Annotated in this window: 26 protein-coding genes; 5 read left to right on the top strand and 21 right to left on the bottom strand. The window is 65.1% G+C overall.

The features are described 5' to 3' along the window. Positions 1-65: 65 nt before the first annotated feature. The 5 genes from AB0362_RS21945 to AB0362_RS21925 all read right to left on the bottom strand — a co-directional run bounded on the left by AB0362_RS21945 (position 66) and on the right by AB0362_RS21925 (position 3,655). On the bottom strand, positions 66-629 hold the full coding sequence (locus AB0362_RS21945) for a TIGR00730 family Rossman fold protein (RefSeq protein ID WP_317534025.1): 564 nt from the start codon (positions 627-629) through the stop codon (positions 66-68). Next, entirely contained in the window at positions 626-1,414 is a 789-nt protein-coding gene (locus tag AB0362_RS21940; protein WP_243596841.1) for a TIGR00730 family Rossman fold protein, read from the bottom strand. The genes AB0362_RS21945 and AB0362_RS21940 overlap by 4 nt, the downstream gene beginning before the upstream one ends. Before the next feature lie 10 nt (positions 1,415-1,424). Beyond that, positions 1,425-2,510, bottom strand: coding sequence for a succinyl-diaminopimelate desuccinylase (dapE, locus tag AB0362_RS21935; protein ID WP_317534024.1), 1,086 nt, complete (start codon positions 2,508-2,510; stop codon positions 1,425-1,427). An 11-nt stretch (positions 2,511-2,521) separates the two neighbouring features. After that, on the bottom strand, positions 2,522-3,442 hold the full coding sequence (locus AB0362_RS21930; RefSeq protein ID WP_243596839.1) for a hypothetical protein: 921 nt from the start codon (positions 3,440-3,442) through the stop codon (positions 2,522-2,524). 69 nt (positions 3,443-3,511) lie between these two features. Next, positions 3,512-3,655, bottom strand: a complete 144-nt coding sequence (locus AB0362_RS21925) for a hypothetical protein (RefSeq protein WP_243596838.1) — start codon at positions 3,653-3,655, stop codon at positions 3,512-3,514. 181 nt (positions 3,656-3,836) lie between these two features. Between AB0362_RS21925 and dapD the strand changes: the two genes are divergently transcribed. Further along, positions 3,837-4,790: a 2,3,4,5-tetrahydropyridine-2,6-dicarboxylate N-succinyltransferase gene (gene dapD, locus AB0362_RS21920; protein WP_317534023.1), complete on the top strand. Its 954-nt coding sequence runs from the start codon at positions 3,837-3,839 to the stop codon at positions 4,788-4,790. Between the two features lie 89 nt (positions 4,791-4,879). Here dapD and AB0362_RS21915 read toward each other — a convergent pair whose 3' ends face one another. The 5 genes from AB0362_RS21915 to AB0362_RS21895 form a co-directional block, all read right to left on the bottom strand. Then, positions 4,880-6,319, bottom strand: coding sequence for a DUF222 domain-containing protein (locus AB0362_RS21915; protein ID WP_317534022.1), 1,440 nt, complete (start codon positions 6,317-6,319; stop codon positions 4,880-4,882). 91 nt (positions 6,320-6,410) lie between these two features. Further along, the gene (locus AB0362_RS21910; RefSeq protein WP_317534021.1) at positions 6,411-6,851 is read right to left on the bottom strand and encodes a DUF4440 domain-containing protein; all 441 of its coding nucleotides are present in this window, start codon (positions 6,849-6,851) and stop codon (positions 6,411-6,413) included. 26 nt (positions 6,852-6,877) lie between these two features. Continuing rightward, positions 6,878-7,333 (bottom strand): 6,7-dimethyl-8-ribityllumazine synthase, encoded by a 456-nt coding sequence (locus AB0362_RS21905; protein WP_317534020.1) that lies wholly within the window; start codon positions 7,331-7,333, stop codon positions 6,878-6,880. 10 nt (positions 7,334-7,343) lie between these two features. Then, complete coding sequence (locus AB0362_RS21900) at positions 7,344-7,775, bottom strand: DUF1810 domain-containing protein (protein WP_317534019.1); 432 nt, start codon at positions 7,773-7,775, stop codon at positions 7,344-7,346. Positions 7,776-7,785: 10 nt separating this feature from the next. Beyond that, positions 7,786-8,370, bottom strand: a complete 585-nt coding sequence (locus AB0362_RS21895; RefSeq protein WP_317534018.1) for a TetR/AcrR family transcriptional regulator — start codon at positions 8,368-8,370, stop codon at positions 7,786-7,788. Positions 8,371-8,431: 61 nt separating this feature from the next. Here AB0362_RS21895 and AB0362_RS21890 point away from each other — a divergent pair, with 61 nt between their 5' ends. After that, on the top strand, positions 8,432-9,193 hold the full coding sequence (locus AB0362_RS21890) for an SDR family oxidoreductase (protein WP_243596831.1): 762 nt from the start codon (positions 8,432-8,434) through the stop codon (positions 9,191-9,193). Between the two features lie 4 nt (positions 9,194-9,197). Here the strand turns inward: AB0362_RS21890 and AB0362_RS21885 are convergent, their stop codons facing one another. The 6 genes from AB0362_RS21885 to AB0362_RS21860 form a co-directional block, all read right to left on the bottom strand. Next, positions 9,198-9,683, bottom strand: coding sequence for a CoA-binding protein (locus AB0362_RS21885; protein ID WP_317534017.1), 486 nt, complete (start codon positions 9,681-9,683; stop codon positions 9,198-9,200). Then, positions 9,680-10,978 carry an O-acetylhomoserine aminocarboxypropyltransferase/cysteine synthase family protein gene (locus AB0362_RS21880; protein WP_317534016.1) on the bottom strand — a complete coding sequence of 433 codons (1,299 nt, stop codon included), beginning with the start codon at positions 10,976-10,978 and terminating at the stop codon, positions 9,680-9,682. The genes AB0362_RS21885 and AB0362_RS21880 overlap by 4 nt, the downstream gene beginning before the upstream one ends. A gap of 4 nt (positions 10,979-10,982) precedes the next feature. Beyond that, positions 10,983-11,495: an OsmC family protein gene (locus AB0362_RS21875; RefSeq protein WP_317534015.1), complete on the bottom strand. Its 513-nt coding sequence runs from the start codon at positions 11,493-11,495 to the stop codon at positions 10,983-10,985. 190 nt (positions 11,496-11,685) lie between these two features. After that, positions 11,686-12,345, bottom strand: coding sequence for an SDR family oxidoreductase (locus AB0362_RS21870; protein ID WP_317534014.1), 660 nt, complete (start codon positions 12,343-12,345; stop codon positions 11,686-11,688). A gap of 49 nt (positions 12,346-12,394) precedes the next feature. Then, the gene (locus AB0362_RS21865; RefSeq protein ID WP_317534013.1) at positions 12,395-13,441 is read right to left on the bottom strand and encodes an ABC transporter substrate-binding protein; all 1,047 of its coding nucleotides are present in this window, start codon (positions 13,439-13,441) and stop codon (positions 12,395-12,397) included. A 45-nt stretch (positions 13,442-13,486) separates the two neighbouring features. Beyond that, a complete protein-coding gene (locus AB0362_RS21860; RefSeq protein ID WP_243596825.1) occupies positions 13,487-14,902 on the bottom strand; it encodes an acyl-CoA synthetase in 1,416 nt (471 codons plus the stop codon). A gap of 2 nt (positions 14,903-14,904) precedes the next feature. Here AB0362_RS21860 and AB0362_RS21855 point away from each other — a divergent pair, with 2 nt between their 5' ends. Continuing rightward, positions 14,905-15,330, top strand: a complete 426-nt coding sequence (locus AB0362_RS21855; protein WP_149407913.1) for a hypothetical protein — start codon at positions 14,905-14,907, stop codon at positions 15,328-15,330. A 13-nt stretch (positions 15,331-15,343) separates the two neighbouring features. Here the strand turns inward: AB0362_RS21855 and AB0362_RS21850 are convergent, their stop codons facing one another. The 5 genes from AB0362_RS21850 to AB0362_RS21830 all read right to left on the bottom strand — a co-directional run bounded on the left by AB0362_RS21850 (position 15,344) and on the right by AB0362_RS21830 (position 21,088). After that, the gene (locus AB0362_RS21850; protein ID WP_317534011.1) at positions 15,344-15,961 is read right to left on the bottom strand and encodes a LysE family translocator; all 618 of its coding nucleotides are present in this window, start codon (positions 15,959-15,961) and stop codon (positions 15,344-15,346) included. 246 nt (positions 15,962-16,207) lie between these two features. Beyond that, positions 16,208-17,311 carry a succinyldiaminopimelate transaminase gene (gene dapC / locus AB0362_RS21845; RefSeq protein ID WP_317533276.1) on the bottom strand — a complete coding sequence of 368 codons (1,104 nt, stop codon included), beginning with the start codon at positions 17,309-17,311 and terminating at the stop codon, positions 16,208-16,210. A 4-nt stretch (positions 17,312-17,315) separates the two neighbouring features. Further along, positions 17,316-17,639 carry a ferredoxin gene (fdxA, locus tag AB0362_RS21840; RefSeq protein ID WP_008714223.1) on the bottom strand — a complete coding sequence of 108 codons (324 nt, stop codon included), beginning with the start codon at positions 17,637-17,639 and terminating at the stop codon, positions 17,316-17,318. Positions 17,640-17,752: 113 nt separating this feature from the next. Continuing rightward, positions 17,753-18,511: a hypothetical protein gene (locus AB0362_RS21835; RefSeq protein ID WP_317533277.1), complete on the bottom strand. Its 759-nt coding sequence runs from the start codon at positions 18,509-18,511 to the stop codon at positions 17,753-17,755. A 36-nt stretch (positions 18,512-18,547) separates the two neighbouring features. Beyond that, the gene (locus AB0362_RS21830) at positions 18,548-21,088 is read right to left on the bottom strand and encodes a bifunctional FO biosynthesis protein CofGH (protein ID WP_317810598.1); all 2,541 of its coding nucleotides are present in this window, start codon (positions 21,086-21,088) and stop codon (positions 18,548-18,550) included. A 149-nt stretch (positions 21,089-21,237) separates the two neighbouring features. Here AB0362_RS21830 and AB0362_RS21825 point away from each other — a divergent pair, with 149 nt between their 5' ends. Further along, on the top strand, positions 21,238-22,281 hold the full coding sequence (locus tag AB0362_RS21825) for a putative zinc-binding metallopeptidase (protein WP_317810599.1): 1,044 nt from the start codon (positions 21,238-21,240) through the stop codon (positions 22,279-22,281). A 19-nt stretch (positions 22,282-22,300) separates the two neighbouring features. After that, positions 22,301-22,780 (top strand): PH domain-containing protein, encoded by a 480-nt coding sequence (locus AB0362_RS21820; protein ID WP_068052988.1) that lies wholly within the window; start codon positions 22,301-22,303, stop codon positions 22,778-22,780. The last annotated feature ends 11 nt before the right edge of the window (positions 22,781-22,791 follow it).

The following is a 22,791-nucleotide window of genomic DNA, read 5'->3' as shown; positions in this document are numbered from 1 at the left end:
TTCCTTACCCTACTTGAGAGTAACAACTTTGAGCACCTCACTCCGTGGCCGAGCTTGGTGACCTGTCACAACGTTGCGCAGGCGTCCAGAGCTGCTGCGACAGTCGTGGTCCTGACCAGGGCGTCCAGTGCGCGCTGCTGCACGAATCCCGTCTCACGCAATCCGTCTATCCACTGCATCATGCCGTCGAAATGTCCGAATGGGTCGAGCATCACCATCGGCTTGCTGTGCATGCCCAGGTAGCCCGCCGTCCATGTCTCGAACAGTTCCTCCAACGTCCCGATCCCACCCGGCAAGGTGATGAACGCGTCGGCGCGGTCCTCCATGATCTTCTTCCGCTCACGCATGGTGTCGGTGACGATCAGCTCGTCGGCGTCGACATCGGCGACCTCGCGGTGCACGAGCGCTTTCGGAATCACGCCGACCGTGTTGCCGCCCGCTGCTCGCGTCGCCGTCGCGACCGCGCCCATCATCGAGACGTTGCCGCCGCCCGAGACCAGCTGCCAGCCTCGTCGACCGATCTCGGTGCCGACCTCGCCGGCCAGGTCGATGAACGAGGCGTCGACGGGACCCGACGCGCAGTAGACGCAGACACTGAGCAAGCCTTCGGTCGTGCCGCGATCGCTCACTGCTGGGCCTCGCGGACGATCCGGACAGCCTCGTCGACGCTGTCGGTGCAGTGGATCAGTTCGAGGTCCTTCTCGGACACCTTGCCTTCTTTCACGAGAGTCGTCTTTATCCAGTCGAGCAGTCCTGACCAGAAGTCCTTGCCCAACAACACGATCGGGAACCTGGTGACCTTCGCTGTCTGCACCAGGGTCAGCGCCTCGAAGAGTTCGTCGAGGGTACCGAAGCCGCCGGGAAGGCACACGAATGCCTGCGAGTACTTCACGAACATGGTCTTGCGGACGAAGAAATATCTGAAATTGACGCCCAGATCGACCCACTCGTTGAGGCCCTGCTCGAACGGTAGCTCGATCCCGAGGCCGATCGAGTACCCGTCGGCCTCGCTCGCGCCTCGGTTGGCCCCTTCCATCACGCCGGGTCCGCCGCCGGTGATGACGGCGAAGCCCTCCTTCGCGAGCGCGGCTCCGAGCTGCCGGGCTCGGGCGTACTCGGGATGGTCGACGGGGGTGCGCGCCGAACCGAACACCGTCACGGCCTTCGGGACCTCGGCGAGCGCACCGAATCCCTCGACGAATTCGCTCTGTATACGCAGTACGCGCCAGGTGTCGGAGTGAATCCAGTTCCCTGGTCCTCGCTCGTCGAGCAGTCGTTGATCCGAGGTGGACGTCTCGGTGTTCCGGCCACGACGCAGTACGACGGATCCCTTGTGCTTGGCCGACTTCTCGGTGCTGTGGCCGTCGGAACTGCCGAATTCATCGAAACTATCTGGCCCCTGGTCGCTGTTCATGGCGTTCAGGCTATCCGGCAGAGAGATAGCTCCGGAGAACCTGTGTGACGTGAGTGATCTGCTCGACGGGTACGCGTTCGTCGCGCTTGTGGGCGAGATTGGGGTCGCCGGGTCCGTAGTTGACCGCCGGGATCCCGAGCGCCGAGAACCGGGAGACATCCGTCCAGCCGTACTTGGCCCGGAACTGTCCGCCCGCGGCCTCGATGAGAGCGGCTGCTGCAGGTCGGTTCAAACCCGGAAGCGCTCCGGGCGACGAGTCGGTGACCTCGAAGCCGAGATCCAGTCCCTCGACCACCTCACGAACGTGTTCGACGGCGTCGTCGACGTTGCGGTCAGGCGCGAAGCGAAAATTGACATCGAGTTCGGCCGCATCGGGGACGACGTTGCCCGCGACCCCACCGGAGATCCGGACTGCTTGCAGCCCTTCCCGATACACGCAGCCGTCGATATCGACGGTGCGTGCGCGATACGCCGCGAGTCGGTTCAGGACCGCACCGAACTTGTGAATTGCATTGTCTCCCAGCCAGGAACGAGCACTGTGCGCCCGTGTTCCCGACGCCGTCAGTCGAACCCGCAGCGTCCCTTGGCACCCGGCCTCGATGAACCCGCCGGACGGTTCGCCGAGGATCGCGACGTCGGCAGCGAGCCAGTCGGGAAGTTCGCGTTCGATGCGGCCCAGTCCGTTGCGAGCGGCGGCGATCTCCTCGCAGTCGTAGAACACCAGAGTCAGATCGTGCGCAGGATTGTCGATCGTCGCGGCGAGGTGCAGGAACACCGCGTCGCCCGACTTCATGTCGACGGTTCCGCACCCGTGCAGGATGTCGCCCTCGGCGCTGTCGTGCTCACGCCTCGACGGCACGTTGTCCGCGATGGGAACCGTGTCGAGATGCCCGGCGAGCATCACCCGCGACCCGAGTCCTCGATTGGTTCGGGCCAGAACTGCGTTGCCGCTGCGGATGATCTCGAAGCCCGTGGTCTGCTCGCGGAGCGCCTGCTCCACCTCGTCGGCGATGCGCGATTCGTCCTCACTGACACTGGGGATGTCCACCAGTGCCGCGGTGAGGTCTATCGGGTCGGCATGCAGTTCGAGCGTCACGGGAGAAAACTCTAGGCCGTGGATCCCGGAATCTCGCGGACCACGCCGTCGAAGCCGGCACCGAACAATCTTCCGCTCGAGAATCCCTGGTCGGAGCGTCCGTACGTTACGACGCTGGTCAACCGTGTACCGGTGCCGATGACACACGTCGCCCCCGGCGCATCGATGCGGACGACGGAGCCGCCTGCGTTGAGCGGCACCACCGGGCGTCCGGCATCGTCGAGGGTCAGCCCGTCCGGGGCCGCGAAGCTGTCGAGACCCGACAGGTCGAGCACGCTTTCCGGTGCCGAGGGGTTGGCGATCGGAATTCGGCTGACCCCTGGGTTCACGAATGTTCGCGAGACGTACAGGTACCGATCGGCGGCGTCGAGCACTGCGCCGTTGGCGCTGGGGAAGCGCGCCCATGCTGGGTCGACCGCGCCGTCGGGGCCGATCCGGCCGATGAGCGAGCCGAAGTCGTTGGTGGCGTACACCGTTCCGTCGGCGGCGACGGCAAGTCCGTTCGCCGCACTGAGACCCTTCGCGAAGGGAGTGACGGCAAGGGTGTCGACGTCGAGTCGAACGATCCCCGCGGACTTGACGACGTCGCCGACGAAGACGCGAGGGTCGGCTCCGTAGCCGACCAGCAGGGTGCCGTCGGGCATCCATGCCAGAGCTCCGCCGCCGCCGCTGGGGACCTTGGCGATGGGGTACGCGGGCCGGCCCGGCGCGTCGATGCGGTACACCCGGCCGGACACGATGTCGGTGACGTAGGCGCGACCCGACGCGTCGACGGCAAGGCCCTCCAGTGCAGCCCCCGGAATTCTTGCGACCACTGCCGACTTCCCGCCGACTCCGACGCAGTTGGGTGCGGCAGCTGCGGCACCGGAACCGGCAACCACGCCGGTCACCGTCAGAAGTGATGCAGCGATCACCGAAATTATCGAACGCATGGCTATTGACCTGCTCGAACTCATGACATCCCCCGCCTACGGCGACCCCCTGTCAGCCGATGGGCATGTCTACCACGCCTCGGCGACAACCAAACCGAAAGCGACTCCGAGGATGATCGTCGCGGCCAGCGTCGTCACCAATCCGGTGAAGGAGACGCCGTCCATCATCACTGCTGCGGCTCCTCGGCTGCGCGAGCCGGTACGGGTGATCACCGGTGAAACTCTGTCAGCTCCCCCGCCCCCTACCCGTCCACCGGCATCCCGATGCGATCACACTCGGCAGTCGAATCGGTAACGAACCGACGCGGCATCAGGATCGGAATCCGGAAACAGTCCGAGTACCCGCGATGACGGGTGAACCCGCGCGCGAAACCCACCGCGTATTCTTCCTGCCGTGAGCGCACAGGGAGCATCAGCAGTAGGAATTGCCAACATCACGACGTCGGGTGTCGTTCTGGACACCTGGTTTCCGAGCCCTGAGCTCGGGTCGGGCTTCGAGGCCGGCACCACCCGACTCGAGGGTTCGGATGTCCCCGAGGAGCTGGCCGCTCTCGTCGGACCGGACGAGGCGCGCGGCGTCGAGGTAGTCGCAGTGCGCACCAGCATCGCCTCGCTCGACGACGCCCCGATCGACGCGCACGATGCATATCTGCGACTGCATCTGCTCTCGCACCGGCTGGTTCGGCCGCACGGGCAGAACCTCGACGGAGTGTTCGGCCTCCTCGCCAATGTCGTATGGACCAACTTCGGCCCCGCGGCGGTCGACGGCTTCGAGACGGTGCGCGCGAAGCTTCGCGCCCGCGGCCACGTGACGGTGTACGGCGTCGACAAATTCCCGCGTCTGGTCGACTACGTCGTTCCCACCGGCGTTCGTATCGCCGACGCCGATCGCGTTCGTCTCGGTGCTCATCTGGCCAGTGGAACGACGGTCATGCACGAGGGCTTCGTCAACTTCAATGCCGGCACGCTCGGCAACTCGATGGTGGAGGGCCGCATCTCGGCGGGCGTCGTGGTGGGCGACGGTTCCGACGTCGGCGGCGGTGCGTCGATCATGGGCACCCTCTCCGGCGGTGGCAAGAACGTCATCTCCGTCGGCAAGAGCTGCCTGCTCGGTGCGAACTCCGGGCTCGGCATTTCACTCGGTGACGACTGCGTCGTCGAGGCGGGGCTGTACATCACCGCCGGAACGAAGGTCAGTGGTCCGGATGGAACTGTGGTGAAGGCGGCGACATTGTCCGGCAAGTCCAACCTGCTGTTCCGTCGCAACTCGCTGTCGGGTGCTGTCGAGGTGGTGCCGTGGAAGGGTACCGGCGTCGAACTGAACGCGGCATTGCACGCCAACGACTGAGAGTTCGATTCACTCGAATCATTCTGTTGAACAACCTCTTCCAGCCCCGCACCGTGTTCTCGGTGCGGGGCTGGAGCTTTTCTTGGGGGTCAGGCGATGTGGGGGCCTGCGCGGGCGTGGGATTGTCGCGGTTGTCGGTAAGGGTCGACGGTGGCGGGTGGGACGAACCAGGGGTGGTTGTCGGTGCCGATGAACACTTCCCAGTCACTGTGGTGCATCAGGCGGTGGTGGAATCCGCACAGTAGGACCAGGTTGTCCATGTCGGTGGGGCCGCCGTCGGCCCAGTGCCAGATGTGATGTCCTTCGGTCCAGGCGGCGGGTTTTCCGCAGCCGGGGAACGCGCAGCCGTGATCGCGGGCGGTGAGGGCTTTTCGTTGTTTGGCGGTGACGGTGCGGGCGGTGCGGGCGAGGTTGAGCGGGTTACCGTCCTCGTCCATCACGATGGCGGTGAGAACACAGTCGCAGGCGAGTTGGCGGGAAGCATTGCGGGAGAGTGGTCCCATCCACGGCAGCCAGCCGACTGACGTGCCGTCGCCGAACAGGTCCCGATAGGCACCACGATCCGGGGCAGCGTCGCTTCCGCAGCCACTGCCTGTGTCGTCATCCGACTTCTCTTCAGCATCGGGCGTGATCGGGTGTCCGGTGTTGATGTCGACCGGATCGACAGTGTCGGATTCGGTTGCTGCGCGTGCAGTTTCGTCGTCTGCGATGTCGTCGGCGTCGGCAGTGTCGGCAGTGTCGGCGGTGTCGGCGGTGTCGGCGCTGTCGCGGAGGTCGGTGAGATCGCGCAGGCTGATGTGCAGATTCAGGTGCGGGCGTTCACCGCCTTCGATGGGTCGATTGCTCGAGGCGAGGTATTGGTCGAGGATGTGCCCGAAGGCGTCGGCGCGCCGTTTGGCGGGGCTGCGGTCATCTGGGGTGCCGTCTGCGGCGGGTTGCGGTTCGGTCAGCGGTGAGAGTGCGGTGAGGAGTTTTTCTCCGGTGACAGCGTCGACATCCATCTTCGCCACCAGACGTCCGTTCAAGGTTGTCGAGGCGAACAGTTCGTTGCGGTCGGTGTTCTCGGGTGGTGGGGTCTTGCCGCCGAACTCGTCCTCGAGCTTGGTGATCGCTGCCCGGATCCGGCCGGTGCGCGCTTCGGGCCCGGTCGCGGCGGCGATCAGCGCGGTGCGGGCCATATCGCGGCCCTCTTCCGGGAGGTCCTTCGGTGGGGTTTCGGCGAAGGTGAGGATGAGGGCGGCGTGGTCGATGGAGATGCTGCCGGTGTTGACGGCGTCGGCGATGTCGGGGAAGTTCTTCATGCCGCGGGCGAGGGCGACGATCTTGGTGGCCTTGGACGGTGAGAGCAGGGTGGTGGAGGTCAGCCAGCCGGCGGGTCCGGGAAATCCGAGCTTTTCGCGGCTCACGCGGGTGTCGATCTCGGCGACGAGGGCGATGCGTCGGGCCTCCAACAACTGAATTTGGTGGGAGACCGTGGCGGCGTCGGCGAGCAGTTCGCTCTCGCTCAGTTGCCAGATCTCCGTGGTCATGGAAGCAAGTGTATCGAACGTGCGTTCGACTAGCAACCATCGTTGAATCGAAAACTGTTGCCCTGCTTAACTATTCACTATGCAGAACCTGTCAGTGGGGTGTGGTATCGGCGACGGACCCGGCTACGGGCGTTCCCTGGTGATAGAGGATTCTCCAATCACCCTCGCGTCGCTGCCACAACGTCATTCTGCGGGTGAATCTATTGTGCTGTTCGAGCGAGTAGGTCAGTAGATAAGCGTTCGGGGCGATCTCGCGGAGCTCGAACTCACTGGCAGTCCAGTCGGAGTCGTGCCGACCGGTGGGGTCGGACGCATATCGCTGCGCAAGAACAGCCCAGACGTGTTCGCGACTGTAGCGACGACCGGAGGCACCGGTCTCCCAGAAGTTCGCATCCGTGAGCCGATCGAAGTCCTCGCGCGTGGTACCGAACTCGCGGCGGTGGAAGATCGGTTCCCGTCTTTCGAGCTCGGCCAGTACCAGTTCCGGGGATCCGTCGTAGTCGGGCTCGCTCGCAGCATCGAGTATCCACAACCGATACCGTGTGAGGGATTGAACCGTTATGTAATGGTCCCCAGTGACGCCAGAGTTTTGACAACCGCCCGCGCCGCCTCGGCACCCTTCGTCTCCAGGTGCGCGGTGAAGAAGGCCTTGTGGTCAGCGTGTTCGTGGAAGTGGTGTGGCGTCAGCACCACGGAGAACACCGGCACGTCGGTGTCCAGCTGCACTCGCATCAGGCCGTCTATGACCGCCGTTTCGACGAAGTCGTGTCGATAGATTCCGCCGTCCACCACCAGCGCGGCGGCAACGATCGCCGAGTACTTTCCGGTCTTGGCGAGCCGCTGTGCGTGCAGCGGGATCTCGAATGCCCCGGGCACCTCGAACACGTCGATGGGCGTCTCGCCCCGACCGAGCTCCTTCAGCTCGGCGGCGAATCCCACTCGCGCGCGATCGACGATGTCCAGGTGCCAGCTGGCGTGGACGAAGGCAATGGATCCGGCGAGTGGAGTGGTCATGGGTGCGATGCTAGCGGTATCGCTCGTCGAGCAAGTCGAGTGTCGGGCCATCGAATTCACCGACGAAGTACTTCTGCAACACTTCGCCGAATACGGACGGACCCCCGGTAGCTTCGGCGAACAGCGTCATGGACGAATGCAGCTTCAGGTTGTCGGGATAGCCGAAGATGTCGTCGACCGTCCGTCCTTCGACAGCCACCACAAGCCGTGCCGCCTTCTTCAGGCGAGGCCCAAGCACTTCGTGCGACAGATACAGTTCCGCCTCGGTCAGATCCGCGATGCCGAAGTGCTGAGCGGTCGCACTACGCCCCAAGCCGGCCAACTGCGGGAACACGAACCACATCCAGTGCGTCTGTTTCCGTCCCGCTTTCAGCTCCCGCGTCACCACAGTCCAGACGGGATCCTGAGCGTCGACGAAGCGTTGCAGGTCGTATTCGGTCATGCCGTTCAACCTAGGTGAACCCGCGCAGCAGTGTGTCGACGGTGGCGTCGAGCAGATCCTCGGTCGGGACGCCGTCGAGCAGGTCGCCGGTGGCCAGCATCGCGAGTCCGTGCACGCTCGCGAATGCCACTCGCGCGAGGATCTCCGTTGGAGCCTCGGTGATCACACCGGCTGCTATGGCTTCGCCGAGCAATGCCTCGGTAGCGGTCATACTTTCGTGCGCAACACTTTTCAGCTTCTCGCTGGCGTCGGGATGATGCTTGGTGCTGTACATGACGTCCAGCAACTCCGGGTGTTCGACGGCGAATCCCACGTAGGCGCGGGCAACTCCACGGAACCGAGCCATCAGCTCACCGGGCCCCGTTGCCGCTGTGACCATCCGGCGGTTCAGTTCCTCGAAACCGTGCAGCGCCAGCGCATCCAGGAGCGCTTGCTTGTCGCGGAAGTGGCGCGCCGGGGCACCGTGACTGACGCCGACATCTCTGGCCAGCTGCCGAAGCGACAACGCCTCGACTCCGCCGTGCGCGATGCTCCGTTCGGCCTCGTCGAGCAACACCGCGCGCAGGTCGCCGTGGTGGTAGCGCTGCGTTGCCATGCATTCACCCTAGGTGATGTTGGCGTTGACAACAATGCTGACACTGCCTACATTGGCTGCCATGACTTCCACAGCGCTCATCACCGGAGCAAGCTCGGGCCTCGGCGAGGAATTCGCCACCCGCTTCGCCGCACGCGGCGAGAACGTCGTCCTCGTGGCACGACGCGCCGATCGGTTGAACACCCTGGCGCGGCGCATCGAAACCGAGCACGGCGTGACGGCCACCGTCGTGGTCATGGACCTGGGCGCGCCCGGTGTCGGCGCAGCCCTGCGAACCACGCTGGTGGACAAGGGAATCACCCCCACAACCCTCGTCAACAATGCAGGCTTCGGGACGCACGGAAAGTTCACCGACGAGGATCCTGCGCGCATCGCCGCCGAGATCGCACTGAACGTGAGCGCCCTGGTCGACCTGACGCACGCATTTCTGCCGAACCTCACCGGCGCGTTGATCAACATCGCGAGTACTGCTGCGTACCAACCCACCCCCAACATGGCCGTCTACGGTGCCACGAAGGCCTTCGTCCTCAACTTCACCGAAGCGCTGGCATTCGAGCACCGCACCTCGTCGCTGAAGATTCTCGCGCTCTCCCCCGGCCCCACCCGCACCGAGTTCTTCGACGTCGTCGGAACCGGCGACGCCGCGGTGGGTAACTACCAGACCTCCGAGCAGGTGGTCTCGACGGCTATGCGCGCGTTGGATTCTCGCCGCACCCCCGCCAGCGTCGTATCCGGCCTGTCCAACAAGATCAGCGCCGGCGGTGTGCGTTTGGCCCCACGTTCACTGGCCGCGAAGATCAGCGGTCGCCTGCTGAAGGCCTGAACCGCTAACCGCGCGTACGACGCGAATCGATCACTCCCGTATCGAATCCGGCCAGATGCAACCCTCCGTGGAATCGGGCGTGTTCGATCTTGAGGCACCGATCCATGACGACGTTCAATCCGGCTGCTTCGGCGTCGTGGGCCACCTGCTCGTGCCACAGTCCCAGCTGCAACCAGATCGTCTTCGCCTGCACTGCAATGGTTTCGGAGAGAACGTCGGGCAAGTCGTCGTACTTGCGGAACACGTCCACCATGTCCGGTCTCTTCGGGAGATCGGCGAGCGTCGGGTACACGGGCGTGCCCTCGATGTCGGCAACCGTCGGATTCACGAGAAATATCTCGTAGTTGCTCGTCGACGACAGATACCGGTTGACGAAGTAGCTTGCCCGCGAGGGATTCTTGGACGCACCGACGATCGCGACGGTCTTCGTCTCACGCAGGATGCGTTGCCGCTGCGGCGCGGACGGGCCCTGCCAGGTGCGTTCGCTCATGACCGCGCCTTTCCTGTTGCCAGTGTCAGGGCCTGATCCAGGTCCCACAGAATGTCCTCGGCATCTTCGAGTCCGACGCTGATGCGTATCAGCTCTGGGCCGACACCTGCTCCGCGGAGTTGCTCGTCACTCAGTTGTCGGTGGGTGGTGCTGCCCGGGTGGATCACCAGCGTGCGCACGTCACCGATATTGGCGACATGGCTGGCGACCTGAACGCTCTCGACGAACGCCTGACCGGCCTCGCGGCCACCGTCGATTCCGAAAGCGAATACCGCACCAGGGCCGGCGGGTAGGTACTTCGCTGCGCGGTCGTGATGCGGATGCCCCTCCAGCCCAGCCCATCTCACGTACTCGATCCGGGAATCTGCTTCGAGCCATTCGGCGACCACTCGGGCATTGCCGACATGCGCGTCCATGCGCTGCGGCAACGTTTCCACCCCCTGGATCAAGGTGAACGCCGATTGCGGTGCCAACGCGCCCCCGATGTCGCGCAGTTGCTCACTGCGCAGTTTGGTCAGAAAGCCGTACTCGCCGAAGTTTCCCCACCACGACAGCCCGCCGTAGGAGGCCACCGGTTCTGTCATTTGCGGGAATTTGCCTGAGCCCCAGTCGAATCGTCCGGACTCGACCACCACTCCCCCCAGCGTCGAACCGTGCCCGCCGAGAAACTTCGTCGCCGAGTGAATCACGATGTCGGCACCGAATTCGATAGGCCGGCTGAGCCACGGCGTCGCCATCGTCGCGTCGATCACCAGCGGAATTCCGTGATCGTGGGCGACGGCGGCGAGACCCTCGAGGTCGGCGATCTCCCCCGACGGGTTACCGATGATCTCCGCGTAGATCAGTTTGGTCGAACCCGTCACCGCTGCTGCGTAATCCGACGGATCGGTGCCGGGAACGAACGTGGTCTCGACGCCGAAGCGACGGAGCGTGACGTCCAGCTGGGTCACCGTGCCGCCGTACAGCCCGGCCGCGGCAACGATGTGGTCTCCGGTGCCGGCAAGCGCAGCGAACACTGCGAACTCGGCCGCCAACCCACTGGCGAACGCAACCGCTCCGATGCCGCCTTCGAGGCTCGCAATGCGCTCCTCGAAGGCGGCGACGGTGGGGTTACCGATACGACTGTAGACATTGCCGTACTTCTGCAGAGCGAACAGATCGCCTGCGTCCGCAGAATTCTCGAACACGTAGCTCGCCGTCTGGTAGATCGGCACCGCACGCGAACCGGTGGAAGGATCCGGCCTCGCTCCGGCGTGAATTGCTCTGGTACGCAGGCCGAATGTCCGTTCGCTCATGACGTCAGGCCGTTTCGAGAACGGTGTGGATCGGAGTGGGATTGCGCGTCAGATCCAGCACGGGGCAGTGGTCGTCGACGGCCTTCTGCAGCTCCTCGTACCGCTCCCGTGACTCGGGACCGGAGACGGTCACGACGACGCGCACCTCACCGAACCCGGGACGAACGTCGTCGTCGAAACCGAAGAAGCCGCGAACGTCGAGGTCACCCTCGGCCTTGGCCTTGATGTCGTCGACGACGATCCCGAGCTTCTCCGCCCAGACGCGGTAGGTGACCACCTGGCAGGACAGCAGCGACGCCAGGTAGTACTCGACCGGGTTGGCCGCCTTGTTCTCACCGCCGAGGGCAGGGGGCTCGTCGACCTCGACGGTGTACTTGCCCAAGGTGACGGTGCTGGCAACAGCGTCGTGCGCGGTGACCGAAGCCCGGAAGACTGCCTGCGCGTTCTTCGGATCGGCCTGCACGGCATCGTCGGTGGCAGCGATGACGCCGCCGAGATGAGACACAGATGTGGTCATGGGAAATTCCTGTTCGATTCGAGGGTTGCCGGAACGACCCGAGAAGCGCGAAATGCTCGTCGGGGATGGGTTCGATCGACAGTTACGAACAGGAAGAAGTGCAGACGAGACCGAAGTCGATGGTGCGACGACGCACGAGCCTTCTGGCTGCGTCGATCACGTGTGTCTCGGTCACGATGCCGACAATAGCCTACGAGAACTGATCCGCGCCGACGTCCGTCTCATCGTCGACGATCGCCGCGACGATACGTGCGGCCACCGCATCCGGAGTCAGACCCTGCGGTAGTTTCGGTGCCTGCCCGGCGATCGGCCGTGTCGCCAGTCCCGTCTCGGTGTGCGGCGGACGCACGTCCACGATTCGGATCTTCGACTTACGTGCCTCTGTACGAACGCTTTTCAGCAATGCGCTCACCGCGGCCTTGGTCGCCGAGTAGGCACCCATGTTCGGCATCGGCTTGTCGGCCACGACGGCGCTGATGTTGAGCACGAACCCGCCCTGACCCAGGGTGGTCAGCGCTTCGCGAAGCACCCGCAGCGGTGCCAGATAGTTCAGCAGCAGCAATTCGTCGACGGTGTCGTCGTCCACTTCGGTCACCGGACCGAACGCCACGACACCTGCGGCGATGACGATCCCGTCCAAGCCACCGTGGTGTTCGACGGCCTCCGCGACCACCGAGCGAGCCGAATCCGGAAGCGTCAGATCGGCATCGACCGTGTGATGGTCCGACTCGATGCTCCGGCCGCTCACGGTCAACCGAGCACCGGCCTGCGCGAGCTGCTCGACGATCGGTCCGCCGAGACCGCCACTGGCACCGAATACGAGAATGCGTGCACCGTCGAGTGTCGTCATACTTTCGAGGCTAACGGCCACCTCACACCCCCGCTGACGACGGCGTTCATCAGAGCAGTTCGGCTGCGCGGCGGACCACATCGATGCAGATGTCGAGATTGAGCGGGCTCAACGTCGAGAAGCCTTGAGCCACTTCGCCTTGCTCGAGCACCACCACCCGGCCCGCCGCGACGCTCGGCAACGAGGTGAACAGTCCGGTATCGACGATCCCGGCCGAGCCGAAGTCGAACACGACGAGTACGTCGGCATCGGCGAGAACGTCGGCGTTCTCAGTGGAGAACTCGGGGCGCGGGGCGTCCGCGGTCGCTCCGTCGGACAGAGCGGCGACCGTCGTGAACCCGGCTCGTCGGAACAGATCCACGGCGGGGATGGACTCGTGCCCCAGCCCGTAGAACATCGACGTGTCGTAGGCGGCGATCAAACCGACCGTGGCACCGCCGACGTCGAGCCCGTCGAGCGCGGCGGACATTCGCGCCTCGGTGTCCGCGATGAGTTCGTCGGCGCGATCTCGCCGATCGAGTGCGTCGCCGATCATCTCGAGGTTGCGCCGCCAGTCGAACGACGCGATCTGGACAACGGAGGCGAGCGATTCGAGCTGAGAACGAGAATCGGCCACCCCGTCGTCTCCGATGATGAGATCCGGTTCGGCTGCGGCGATGCGCTCGGTGTCGATCGACTCGCCGAGGGAGATCCGCTCACTCGACCCGCCGAGTTCGATGAGGGCGTTCTCGTGCCACTCCCAGGACCTGTTCGGTGCGCCGATCATCTCGGCGAAGCCCTCGCGCACCCCGAACTGCACGGGAACGACGCCCAGCGCGAGCACCGTGTCGAGGTCCCACAGGTTGGCCACACACGCCACCCGCTGCGGCCGACGGTCGATCACGACGGACTCACCGGCATCGTCGACGATCGTACGGGGATAGCCGTCCCCTGCAGTCCCGTCGCCCGACGGCTGCTCCTCACCGCTCCCGCATCCGGCCAGCAAGGCCGCAAGCGCGACGCTGCCGATGAGGAACTCACGACGCGTCGCCGCCTCGATCGTGTTTGTCTCGAACTGGGTTTCCCCGATAGCGAATGCAGGCGCAGGTGCGGTCATGACCCGGAATAGTAGGCATGCCTAACCTAGGTCGTCAAGAGGATGTCAGCCGAGCAGCTTCTTCTGAACTTTGCCCATGGCATTGCGCGGGAGGGAGTCGACCACTCGAATCTCGCGGGGCCGCTTGTGAATCGACAGCTCGGTGGCCACCAGATCGATCAGCACCCGATCCTCCACATCGGTACCGACGACAAACGCCACGATGCGCTGACCGAGATCGGCGTCGGGCATACCGACCACGGCCACCTCGTCGACGCTCGGGTGGCCCAGCAACACGGTCTCGATCTCCCCCGCGCCGACGCGATAGCCGCCGGATTTGATCAGGTCCGTCGACGCTCGCCCGACGATGCGGTGGAAGCCGTCCGGCTCGATGAGGGCGACGTCTCCGGTATCGAACCAGCCGTCCTCGGTGAAGGTCTTCGCTGTCGCGTCGGGGTTGTTCAGGTAACCGTCGAACAGCATGGGGCAGCGGATCTGCAGCGCGCCGATGGATTCGCCGTCGTGCGGCAGGATTTCGCCCTTCTCACCGCGCAACCGTGTCTCGACGCCCGCGACCGGCAGTCCCACCGAGCCAGCGCGCCGCTCCCCGTCGGCGCGGGTGCTGATGGTGATGAGGGTTTCGCTCATGCCGTATCGCTCGATCGGCGCCTGCCCGGTGAGTTCACGCAGCTTCTCGAACACCGGAACCGGGAGCGGCGCACTGCCGGACACCAGCAGTCGGGCGTGGGCCAGGGCGCGGGCGGACGTCTCGTCCGCGGCGATGCGCGACCACACGGTCGGCACTCCGAAGTACAAGGATCCACGCGCGGCCGCGTAGAGCTCCGGCGTCGGCTTACCGGTGTGGATCAGCGGGCTGCCCACACGCAGTGGGCCGAGGACACCGAGGATGAGACCGTGGACGTGGAACAACGGAAGTCCGTGCACCACAGTGTCTCTCGAAGTCCATGCCCACGCCTGCGCCAACGCGTCCAGGCCGGCGGCGATGGCACTGCGCGAGATCAGTACGCCTTTGGGTGGGCCGGTGGTACCGGAGGTGTAGAGGACGAACGCGACCGAGGACGGCTGCGGTTCGGCGTAGCTGTGCCACGAGCGTGCGTGCTGACGCACCGGCAGGACCTCCAGCCCGGAGGTGTCCGACGGTGCCTCACCGAGCCATGCCTGGGCACCCGAGTCGCGAAGGATGTGCTCGCGTTCGGCGATCCCTGCGTCCGGCGGAACCGGCACCACGGTGACTCCGGCGATCAGCGCGCCCACGACCGCGAGCACCGTCTTGACCGACGGCGTCGCGTAGATCGCGAGGCGGTCGGCTCGCGAGATGCGTTCGGCAACCGAGGTCGCCGCACCCAGGATGTCGGCACGGGAAAGCGAGACACCGTCGATGGTGATGGCGTCGGGAATATCGTCTCCCCGCGCAACGGCGAGTGGGTTCAGTGAACGAAGCAGCACATGGCTACCGTACATACATGGACGTGGACGGAATCGACACCGGCGACTACGCCGAGTACATGACGGTCGCCGCCGGTGACCTGCAGGCGGGTGTCTATCTGATCGGAACCGACGCCGAGCAGGACACCGATTCCGAGGACGACCTCGACCTGGACCTCGAGGACTCCGATTCCGACGATGACGACATCGACATCGCGCACGTCACCGACGGCGCGCCCAGGCTGGTCTACTCGGTGCAGTCCGACGACTTCTGGACCCGGGTGGAGTTGGCCGATCTTCGAGCCACTCAGCTCTACGAGGAAGCGCACGCACGCAATCCCGAGGTCAACACCGAACCCAAACGCTTCACCACCGTCGAGGCGTTCGGCAGCAACGAACTGGTCTACATCCTGCGCATCCGACGCGGCGGCTGGGATGGGATCGAGCCGGTACTCGAGCCGTGATCGGCGCGCTCCGCTAGGCGGCGGACCCGACAGTTCCGACGCCGAGCGCAACCAGGAATCCAGCGCTGATTCGGTCCAGCCAGTCGGTCACCGCGGGCCTGCTCAGCAAAGCCACCGCACGTGAGGCGAGAACGGAGAACACTCCCATCACCAGCGCGGCGACAACCACCTCGACCAGCCCGAGCGTCATGGCACCGGCGAAGGTGACCACGGTCAGGAACTGCGGCACCACCGCAAGGTAGAACAGTCCGACCTTGGGATTGAGCGCGCACGAAAGAACACCCGCACCGAACGCCGACCACGCAGACGCAGCGACAGGCACCAGCGGCTCACCGGCCACCTTGTTCTTGCGTCGCGCCCCGAAAGCCTTCACGCCCAGGTACAGCAGATACAGCCCACCGAGGATCTTGACGACGCGATACGCCGTCGCGGATTGCTCGACGATCGCCGCCAGCCCGACGGCTACCAGCACGGCCCAGAACAGTCCACCGATCGCGACGCCCATCGCCGCCGCGATCCCGGGCTTGAGACCGCCGATGCTGTACCGCAGCACCAGAAACGAATCGGGCCCGGGCAGAATCGCCAGCAGAAAGCACACACCGGCGAAGCTGAGCAGCAGGCTGAGGGTCATGGGTACATGAGAACACCCGGTCCGAGCTGGGTCCAACTGACGTGAGTGTCCACAATTCACGTCGGCAGGCGGGATCCCGTCAGCCGTGGGAAATTGTGGACACTCAGCGCACCAACGTCAGCCGAGACGAGGATTCGCGCGGTCGTACGCCAGCCAACTGACGTGAGTGTCCACAATTCACGTCCAGCGACGGAATCCCGCTCGCGAAGTCGAATAGTGGACGCTCAGCGCACCAGAGAAACCCGACTACCCGCGCAGGCGAGCCGCCGCAGCCTCGATGCGTTCGTCCGTGGCCGTGAGTGCGATGCGCACGTGCTGTCCACCGTTCGGTCCGTAGAACTCTCCCGGGGCAGCGAGGATGCCGCGTTCGGCGAGCCAGTCGACGGTGTCGCGGCACGGTTCACCCCGCGTAGCCCACAGGTACAGCCCGGCCTCGGAGTGGTCGACGGTGAATCCGGCTGCTTCGACGGCTTCCTTCAATACAGTCCTGCGTGATCGGTACCGCTCGCGCTGAATGCTCTCGTGCTCGTCGTCGGCGAGTGCGGCGGTCATGGCGGCCTGGATCGGCAGCGGCACCATCATGCCGGCGTGCTTGCGTACCTCGAGCAGCTCGGCAACCAGGGATGCGTCGCCGGTGACGAAGCCGGCGCGGTAGCTGGCCAGGTTCGAGGTCTTCGAAAGCGAGTGCACCGCAAGCAGATTGGTGTGATCGCCGTCGCACACGCGCGGATCCAGCACAGAGACCGCTTCGGCTTCCCAGGTCAGACCCAAGTAGCACTCGTCCGACACGACGATGGCGTCACGCTCGCGGGCCCAGTCGACGACTTTGCGGAGATGCTCGACTCCGAGCACCTTGCCGGACGGGTTGGACGGTGAATTGACGAAGATCAGCGACGCCCGCTCGGGGCCCAAACGCGACAACCCGTCGGCCCGCAGAATTCGCGCACCCGCCAGCAGTGCCCCCACTTCGTAAGTGGGGTAAGCCAATTCGGGGATGACAACCAGGTCGTCAGCTCCCAGGCCGAGCAGCGTCGGCAGCCAGGCGATCATTTCCTTGGTGCCGATGGCCGGGAGCACCGCGTCGGGCGAGAGACCGGTGATCGAATACCGACGCTCGAGCGCGGCCACCGCGGCCTCGCGCAATGCGGCGGTACCGACCGTGGTGGGGTAACCGGGCTCGCCCGCAACGGAATTCAAGGCCGTGCGGATCACCTGCGCAACCGGATCCACCGGTGTACCCACCGACAGGTTGACGATGCCGCCCGGGTGCGCCGACGCCTTGTCCTTGGCAGCGGTCAGCGAGTCCCATGGAAAATCGGGCAGCGCCGCTGCCACCGCTCTGCGTGCCAAGGCGTCAGTTCTCGCCCATGGGAGGCAGAGCCTTGATGAACGGCGGGTCGTAGTCGGTCTTGCCGAGCTTCGCAGCGCCGCCCGGAGATCCCAGGTCGTCGAAGAAGTCGACGTTGGCACCGACGTATGCGCTCCACTGCTCGGGCACGTCGTCCTCGTAAAAAATGGCCTCGACGGGGCACACGGGCTCGCAGGCTCCGCAGTCGACGCATTCGTCGGGGTGGATGTACAGCATTCGGTTACCCTCGTAGATGCAATCCACCGGGCACTCTTCGATGCACGCTTTGTCCAGTACATCTACGCACGGTTCTGCAATCGAGTAGGTCACTGCTGCTCTCCCCTCCTGTATCGATCGTGGGCGCTCGCGCGCCCTGAGCATCCTAGTATCGCGGTCCGAACATGGGGCAAACCGACCAGGGTGGCCTCACCTGCCCCGGTTGGCTATCGCCGCAGCTGCTTTGCCGGTGAGTCTGCACCGAGCGCCGAGGCCTTCTTGTGGGCCGCGAGCCACTTGCGTCCCTGCTTGGCGGCGCGCGAGAGCGCGCCGCGCTCGCCGAAGTAGCCGGCGACGCCACCGACGACCGGGATGGCACCGAGCACGCGGTAGATGCCGCGAGGATGCGGACGCTTCTCCAACTCGCCTGCGACGTCGCGCAGCACGTTGGCGATCTGCCACATGCCGCGCAGCAGCGCGAACGGACCCGACTTGGGGGACTCTTCCTTCTTCGCCGGAGCACTGTCGGCCAGGGACGTCAGGTCGCGCTTGCACAACACCGAGCCGAGTAGCGCCACATGCGTCTCGCGGTCGGTCACCCCTGATTCGCGGGCCACGGCGACCAGCACCATCGCCTGGTTGGCGAACCCGAGCAGATCCTGGATCGGCAGGCGGTTGACCAGGATGCCGAACACGCCGGGAAACGCGACGGCAACGGTGTTGAGAGCTCCGATGCGATTGACCCACCACTGCGACCGAGCGTCACTGCCGAGCTTCTCCCAGCCTGCGGTGCCCGGGAAGTCGGTGGTGTCGAAGGCTTTCGCCAGGAAATCGATGACGTTGTCGAGGGTCGAATCATCCGCGGAGGACTCGCGGAACGTCCTGCCCTTGAGCCCTATCGGGTCGCGTGTCGCGAGGATGTCGAGCACGGGATGAATGATGGCGACGGCACTGCTCAGCACCGCGGCGACGCGACGGTCGTCCATGTCAGACAAGCTCCATTTCGAGAGTGACCCCGAGGGTCAGATCAGGCCGGCAACGGACACCGCCGGAGCCGGGCCGTACGTGGTGGTGCGCTGACGAACCGGTCGTCCGATGCCGTCGGCGATCTCGTGCAGTTCCGCAACGGTCTTCTCCGAACCGTTCTGCGAACCCGCCATGCGTGAGATCGTCTCCTCCATCAGGGTCCCGCCCAGATCGTTCGCGCCCCCGTTCAGCATCGCCTGTGTACCCGTGATTCCCAATTTCACCCATGAGGTCTGAATATTGTCGATTCGGCCGTGCAGCATGATCCGGGCAAGAGCATGCACGGCGCGGTTGTCCCGGTTGGTCGGGCCGGGTCGCGAGGCCCCGGCCAGGTACAGCGGCGAGGACTGGTGCACGAACGGCAGCGGCACGAACTCGGTGAACCCACCGGTCTTGTCCTGGATCTTCTTGAGCACGTTCAGGTGACCGACCCAGTGCGACGGATTGTCGACGTGGCCGTACATCATCGTCGAGCTCGACCGCAGGCCCACCTCGTGCGCGGTGGTGATCACTTCGATCCACTCGGCCGCGGGCAGCTTGCCCTTGGTGAGTACCCAGCGGACCTCGTCGTCGAGAATTTCCGCAGCCGTTCCCGGGATCGAGTCCAGCCCGGCGGCCCGGAGCTCGGTCAGCCACTCACGGATCGACTGACCGCCCCGCGATGCCCCGTTGACGATCTCCATCGGAGAGAAGGCGTGCACGTGCATCGACGGCACCTTGGCCTTGACCGCGCGGACCAGGTCGGCGTAACCCGTCACCGGCAGTTCGGGGTCGATCCCGCCCTGCATGCACACCTCGGTGGCCCCGACGACGTGCGCTTCCCATGCCCGATCGGCGACCTCGGTGGTGGACAACGTGAATGCGTCGGCGTCACCCTTGCGCTGAGCGAACGCGCAGAAGCGGCAGCCGGTGTAGCAGATGTTGGTGAAGTTGATGTTCCGGTTCACCACGTAGGTGACGGTGTCTCCGTTGACCTGCTTGCGCAGATCGTCGGCGAGGGCAGCGACGGCGTCCATGCCCGGGCCCTCGGCGGTCGCGAGCGCGAGGTACTGCTCGTCGGACAACCCGGCCGGGTCCTTCTCCGCAGCTGTCAACGCCGAGACCAGGTCCCGGTCCACCCGTTCGAGGCCGGCGAGATCACGCACCTGCTCGCGGATCGAATCCCAGTCACCGAACGCATTCGCCAGATCTGAACGCGTTTCGGTATTACGCCCCTGGGTGTCGATCTCGGTGTTCAGGTCGACACGGCCCGAGGACTCCCATTCCTCGTCCGGCTCCTGCCACGGCAGACCCGTCGGGTTCACGTTCTCGCGCGCCATGCCGGTCTCGGGATCGGCCAGCGCCCGAACGTGCGCCGAGATCCGCGGATCGATCCACGGAGCACCGGCGAGGACGTACTGCGGCTGCGCTGCAACACGTTCCACCAAGCGGTAGCCCGCCTTGTCCGACAGTTCCGCCAGGGTGTCGAGGTTCGGCCACGGCCGCTCGGGATTGACGTGATCGGGGGTCAGCGGCGAGACCCCGCCCCAATCGTCGACGCCTGCGCCCAGCAACGCTGCGGTCTCCTCCACTGCCACCAGGTTCGGCGGAGCCTGGATTCGCATCGACGGGCCGACCACCATGCGCGTCACCGCGATCGTCGCCAGGAATTCCTCGAGACCGGCGTCGGGAACGGACCGCATCGCGGTATCGGACTTGGCCAGGAAGTTCTGCACGATGATTTCCTGCACGTGCCCGAAAGACTTGTGCACCTTGCGAATTGCCATGATCGACTCGGCGCGGTCGCGCAGCGTCTCGCCGATTCCCACCAGGATTCCCGTCGTGAACGGAATGTTGAGCCGTCCCGCGTCGGTCAGCGTGCGCAGACGAACCTCGGGATCCTTGTCCGGACTGCCGTAGTGCGCCTGCCCCTTCTCCTCGAACAACCGACGCGACGTGGTCTCGAGCATCATCCCCATCGACGGAGCGACCGGCTTGAGGCGCGAGAGTTCCTGCCACGACATCACACCGGGATTGAGGTGCGGCAGCAAACCTGTCTCCTCGAGCACCCTGATCGACATCGCACGCACGTAGTCGAGCGTGGAATCGTAGCCGCGGGAGTCGAGCCACGCCTTGGCCTCCGGCCACCGCTCCTCCGGCCGGTCGCCGAGAGTGAACAGCGCCTCCTTGCAGCCCAGCGCGGCACCCTTGCGGGCGACGTCGATGATCTCGTCGGGATCCATGAACATCCCGTGCCCGGAAGCATTGAGCTTGCCCGGGACCGTGACGAACGTGCAGTAGTGGCACTTGTCGCGGCACAACCGGGTGATGGGTACGAACACCTTTCGCGAGTACGACACCGTCTTCGGACGCCCGGCCGACTCGAGCCCCGCATCACGAACCCGCGCAGCCGACGCCATCAGATCTACCAGATCGTCCCCACGCGCATGCAGCAGAACCGTCGCCTCGTCGACGTTCAACGAGACTCCGTCCCGGGCACGACGCAGTACGCGGCGCATGGCAGAAGCAGCTGGAGCGGTGTCAGGCAACGAAGTCACCAGTCGATCATGCGCCTTCCTGGTACGCACGTGCCACCGCAGGGGTCGGTAGTCCTTCGCCGATCCGTGCGTCGCCATTCGGTAACGACTCGGGATGCCGCCGTTCGTACGGACGGGAAAGCGCACGCCATCGTGGGAAGCTCCTGTTCATGCGCGCTTTCGCCTGCCCGGCCTGCGGCCGACTCGCCCCTTTCGAGTCGCAGAGCTGCCCATCGTGCTCGATCCTGCTCGGCCTTCATCTCCCGTCCAGAACCTTGGTCGCGATCCCGGGCGACGAGATCGTCGTCGACGGAGTTCGCTGGCACCGTTGCGTCAATTGGTCGTGGCACTGCAACTGGCTGGTTCCCGAGGACTCCGGCAGCGGGCAGTGTGCGGCGGGCCGCCTCATTCGCCGCAGGCCCGAGAGCGACGACACGATCGCACTGGAAAAGCTGGCCGACGCATCCGCTTCCCTGCGTCAGCTTCTCTTCCAGTTGCTGGATCTGGGCCTACCCGTCGATTCGTACCGACAACGTGACGGCGGGCTCGCTTTCGACCTACTGTCTTCCCGGACCTCCGGTCAGCAGATCACCATCGGTCATGCCAACGGTGTCATCACCATCGACCTGGCGGAGTCACTCGACGCACATCGCGAGGCCCTGAGGGTGCGGCTTCGTGAACCGTATCGGACCATGCTGGGTCATCTGCGGCACGAGGTCGGCCACTACTACGAGAACATCCTCGTCGAGAACGGTCCGCTCATCGACGACTGTCGAGTGCTGTTCGGCGATGAACGCGCAAGTTACTCGGATTCGATCGCACGTCATTACAAGTTCGGTGCACCCGAGGACTGGCAGCAGAGTTTCATCTCGGAGTACGCCACGATGCATCCGTGGGAGGACTTCGCGGAATGCTTTGCGCACTACCTGCACATCACCGACACACTGGCCACAGCCGCCGAGTCCGGAGTGGTGTTGCGCGCCGACCTGGCGGCCTGGGCAATGCGAGACGATGTCGCTCCTCGAACGAGCTATCACGACGCGGACATCGACGACATCCTCGAGGACTGGCAGATCCTGTCGGGAGTGTTCAACAGGGTCAACAGGTCGATGGGCAAGGGCGACCTCTATCCATTCACCATTGCGCAACCCGTGCACGAGAAGTTGCGGTTCGTGCACCGCGTCGTCACGACCGCGGCACGAACAGACGGCTAGGTTTGCAACCGTGACAACGATGACCGATCCACAGTGGCAACCGTCTCCGCGCGCACGTCTGCTCTGGGCTCTGAGTGCCGGTCTGCTGTGGGTACCGATCTTCGTCGCCCAGATCGTGTGGGCCATCGTCGACTCGAATTGGACGACCTGGCCGCATGTGGCCGTCCTCGTCGCCTCGGTGGTGCTCGCTGTGCTGCACATCGCGATCGTGCCCCAGTGGCGGTATCGCGTGCATCGCTGGGAGATCAGCGACACCGCGGTCTACACCCGCACCGGCTGGCTGAGCCAGGAGCGACGCATCGCACCGATCTCGCGGGTACAGACCGTCGACACCGAGCGTGGACCTCTCGATCGCCTGCTGGGGTTGGCCACGGTCACGGTCACGACGGCGTCCTCTGCCGGCGCGGTGAAGATCACGGCGCTCGACCAGGAAGTCGCGGACAAGACGGTCGCGCGACTCACCGACATCGCCGGCCGTACCGTCGGAGACGCAACGTGACCGTCGGGGAC

Source organism: Rhodococcus sp. NPDC079359 (assembly GCF_040702585.1).
Classification (GTDB): Bacteria; Actinomycetota; Actinomycetes; order Mycobacteriales; family Mycobacteriaceae; genus Rhodococcoides.
This window is presented reverse-complemented; position numbering and strand designations above follow the sequence as displayed.

Bases quoted from the DNA above. Each gene is read 5' to 3' on its own strand.
- AB0362_RS21905 (WP_317534020.1), bottom strand. From the start codon at position 7,333: ATGACCACTCCACTCGCCGGATCCATTGCCTTCGTCCACGCCAGCTGG.
- AB0362_RS21825 (WP_317810599.1), top strand. From the start codon at position 21,238: ATGCGCGCTTTCGCCTGCCCGGCCTGCGGCCGACTCGCCCCTTTCGAG.
- AB0362_RS21930 (WP_243596839.1), bottom strand. From the start codon at position 3,442: ATGCGTTCGATAATTTCGGTGATCGCTGCATCACTTCTGACGGTGACC.
- AB0362_RS21835 (WP_317533277.1), bottom strand. From the start codon at position 18,511: ATGGACGACCGTCGCGTCGCCGCGGTGCTGAGCAGTGCCGTCGCCATC.
- AB0362_RS21880 (WP_317534016.1), bottom strand. From the start codon at position 10,978: ATGAGCGAACGGACATTCGGCCTGCGTACCAGAGCAATTCACGCCGGA.
- AB0362_RS21870 (WP_317534014.1), bottom strand. From the start codon at position 12,345: ATGACGACACTCGACGGTGCACGCATTCTCGTATTCGGTGCCAGTGGC.
- AB0362_RS21885 (WP_317534017.1), bottom strand. From the start codon at position 9,683: ATGAGCGAACGCACCTGGCAGGGCCCGTCCGCGCCGCAGCGGCAACGC.
- AB0362_RS21890 (WP_243596831.1), top strand. From the start codon at position 8,432: ATGACTTCCACAGCGCTCATCACCGGAGCAAGCTCGGGCCTCGGCGAG.
- AB0362_RS21915 (WP_317534022.1), bottom strand. From the start codon at position 6,319: ATGACCACGGAGATCTGGCAACTGAGCGAGAGCGAACTGCTCGCCGAC.
- AB0362_RS21900 (WP_317534019.1), bottom strand. From the start codon at position 7,775: ATGACCGAATACGACCTGCAACGCTTCGTCGACGCTCAGGATCCCGTC.
- AB0362_RS21875 (WP_317534015.1), bottom strand. From the start codon at position 11,495: ATGACCACATCTGTGTCTCATCTCGGCGGCGTCATCGCTGCCACCGAC.
- AB0362_RS21940 (WP_243596841.1), bottom strand. From the start codon at position 1,414: ATGAACAGCGACCAGGGGCCAGATAGTTTCGATGAATTCGGCAGTTCC.
- AB0362_RS21865 (WP_317534013.1), bottom strand. From the start codon at position 13,441: ATGACCGCACCTGCGCCTGCATTCGCTATCGGGGAAACCCAGTTCGAG.
- AB0362_RS21850 (WP_317534011.1), bottom strand. From the start codon at position 15,961: ATGACCCTCAGCCTGCTGCTCAGCTTCGCCGGTGTGTGCTTTCTGCTG.
- AB0362_RS21860 (WP_243596825.1), bottom strand. From the start codon at position 14,902: ATGTACGGTAGCCATGTGCTGCTTCGTTCACTGAACCCACTCGCCGTT.
- AB0362_RS21820 (WP_068052988.1), top strand. From the start codon at position 22,301: ATGACCGATCCACAGTGGCAACCGTCTCCGCGCGCACGTCTGCTCTGG.
- AB0362_RS21855 (WP_149407913.1), top strand. From the start codon at position 14,905: ATGGACGTGGACGGAATCGACACCGGCGACTACGCCGAGTACATGACG.
- AB0362_RS21895 (WP_317534018.1), bottom strand. From the start codon at position 8,370: ATGGCAACGCAGCGCTACCACCACGGCGACCTGCGCGCGGTGTTGCTC.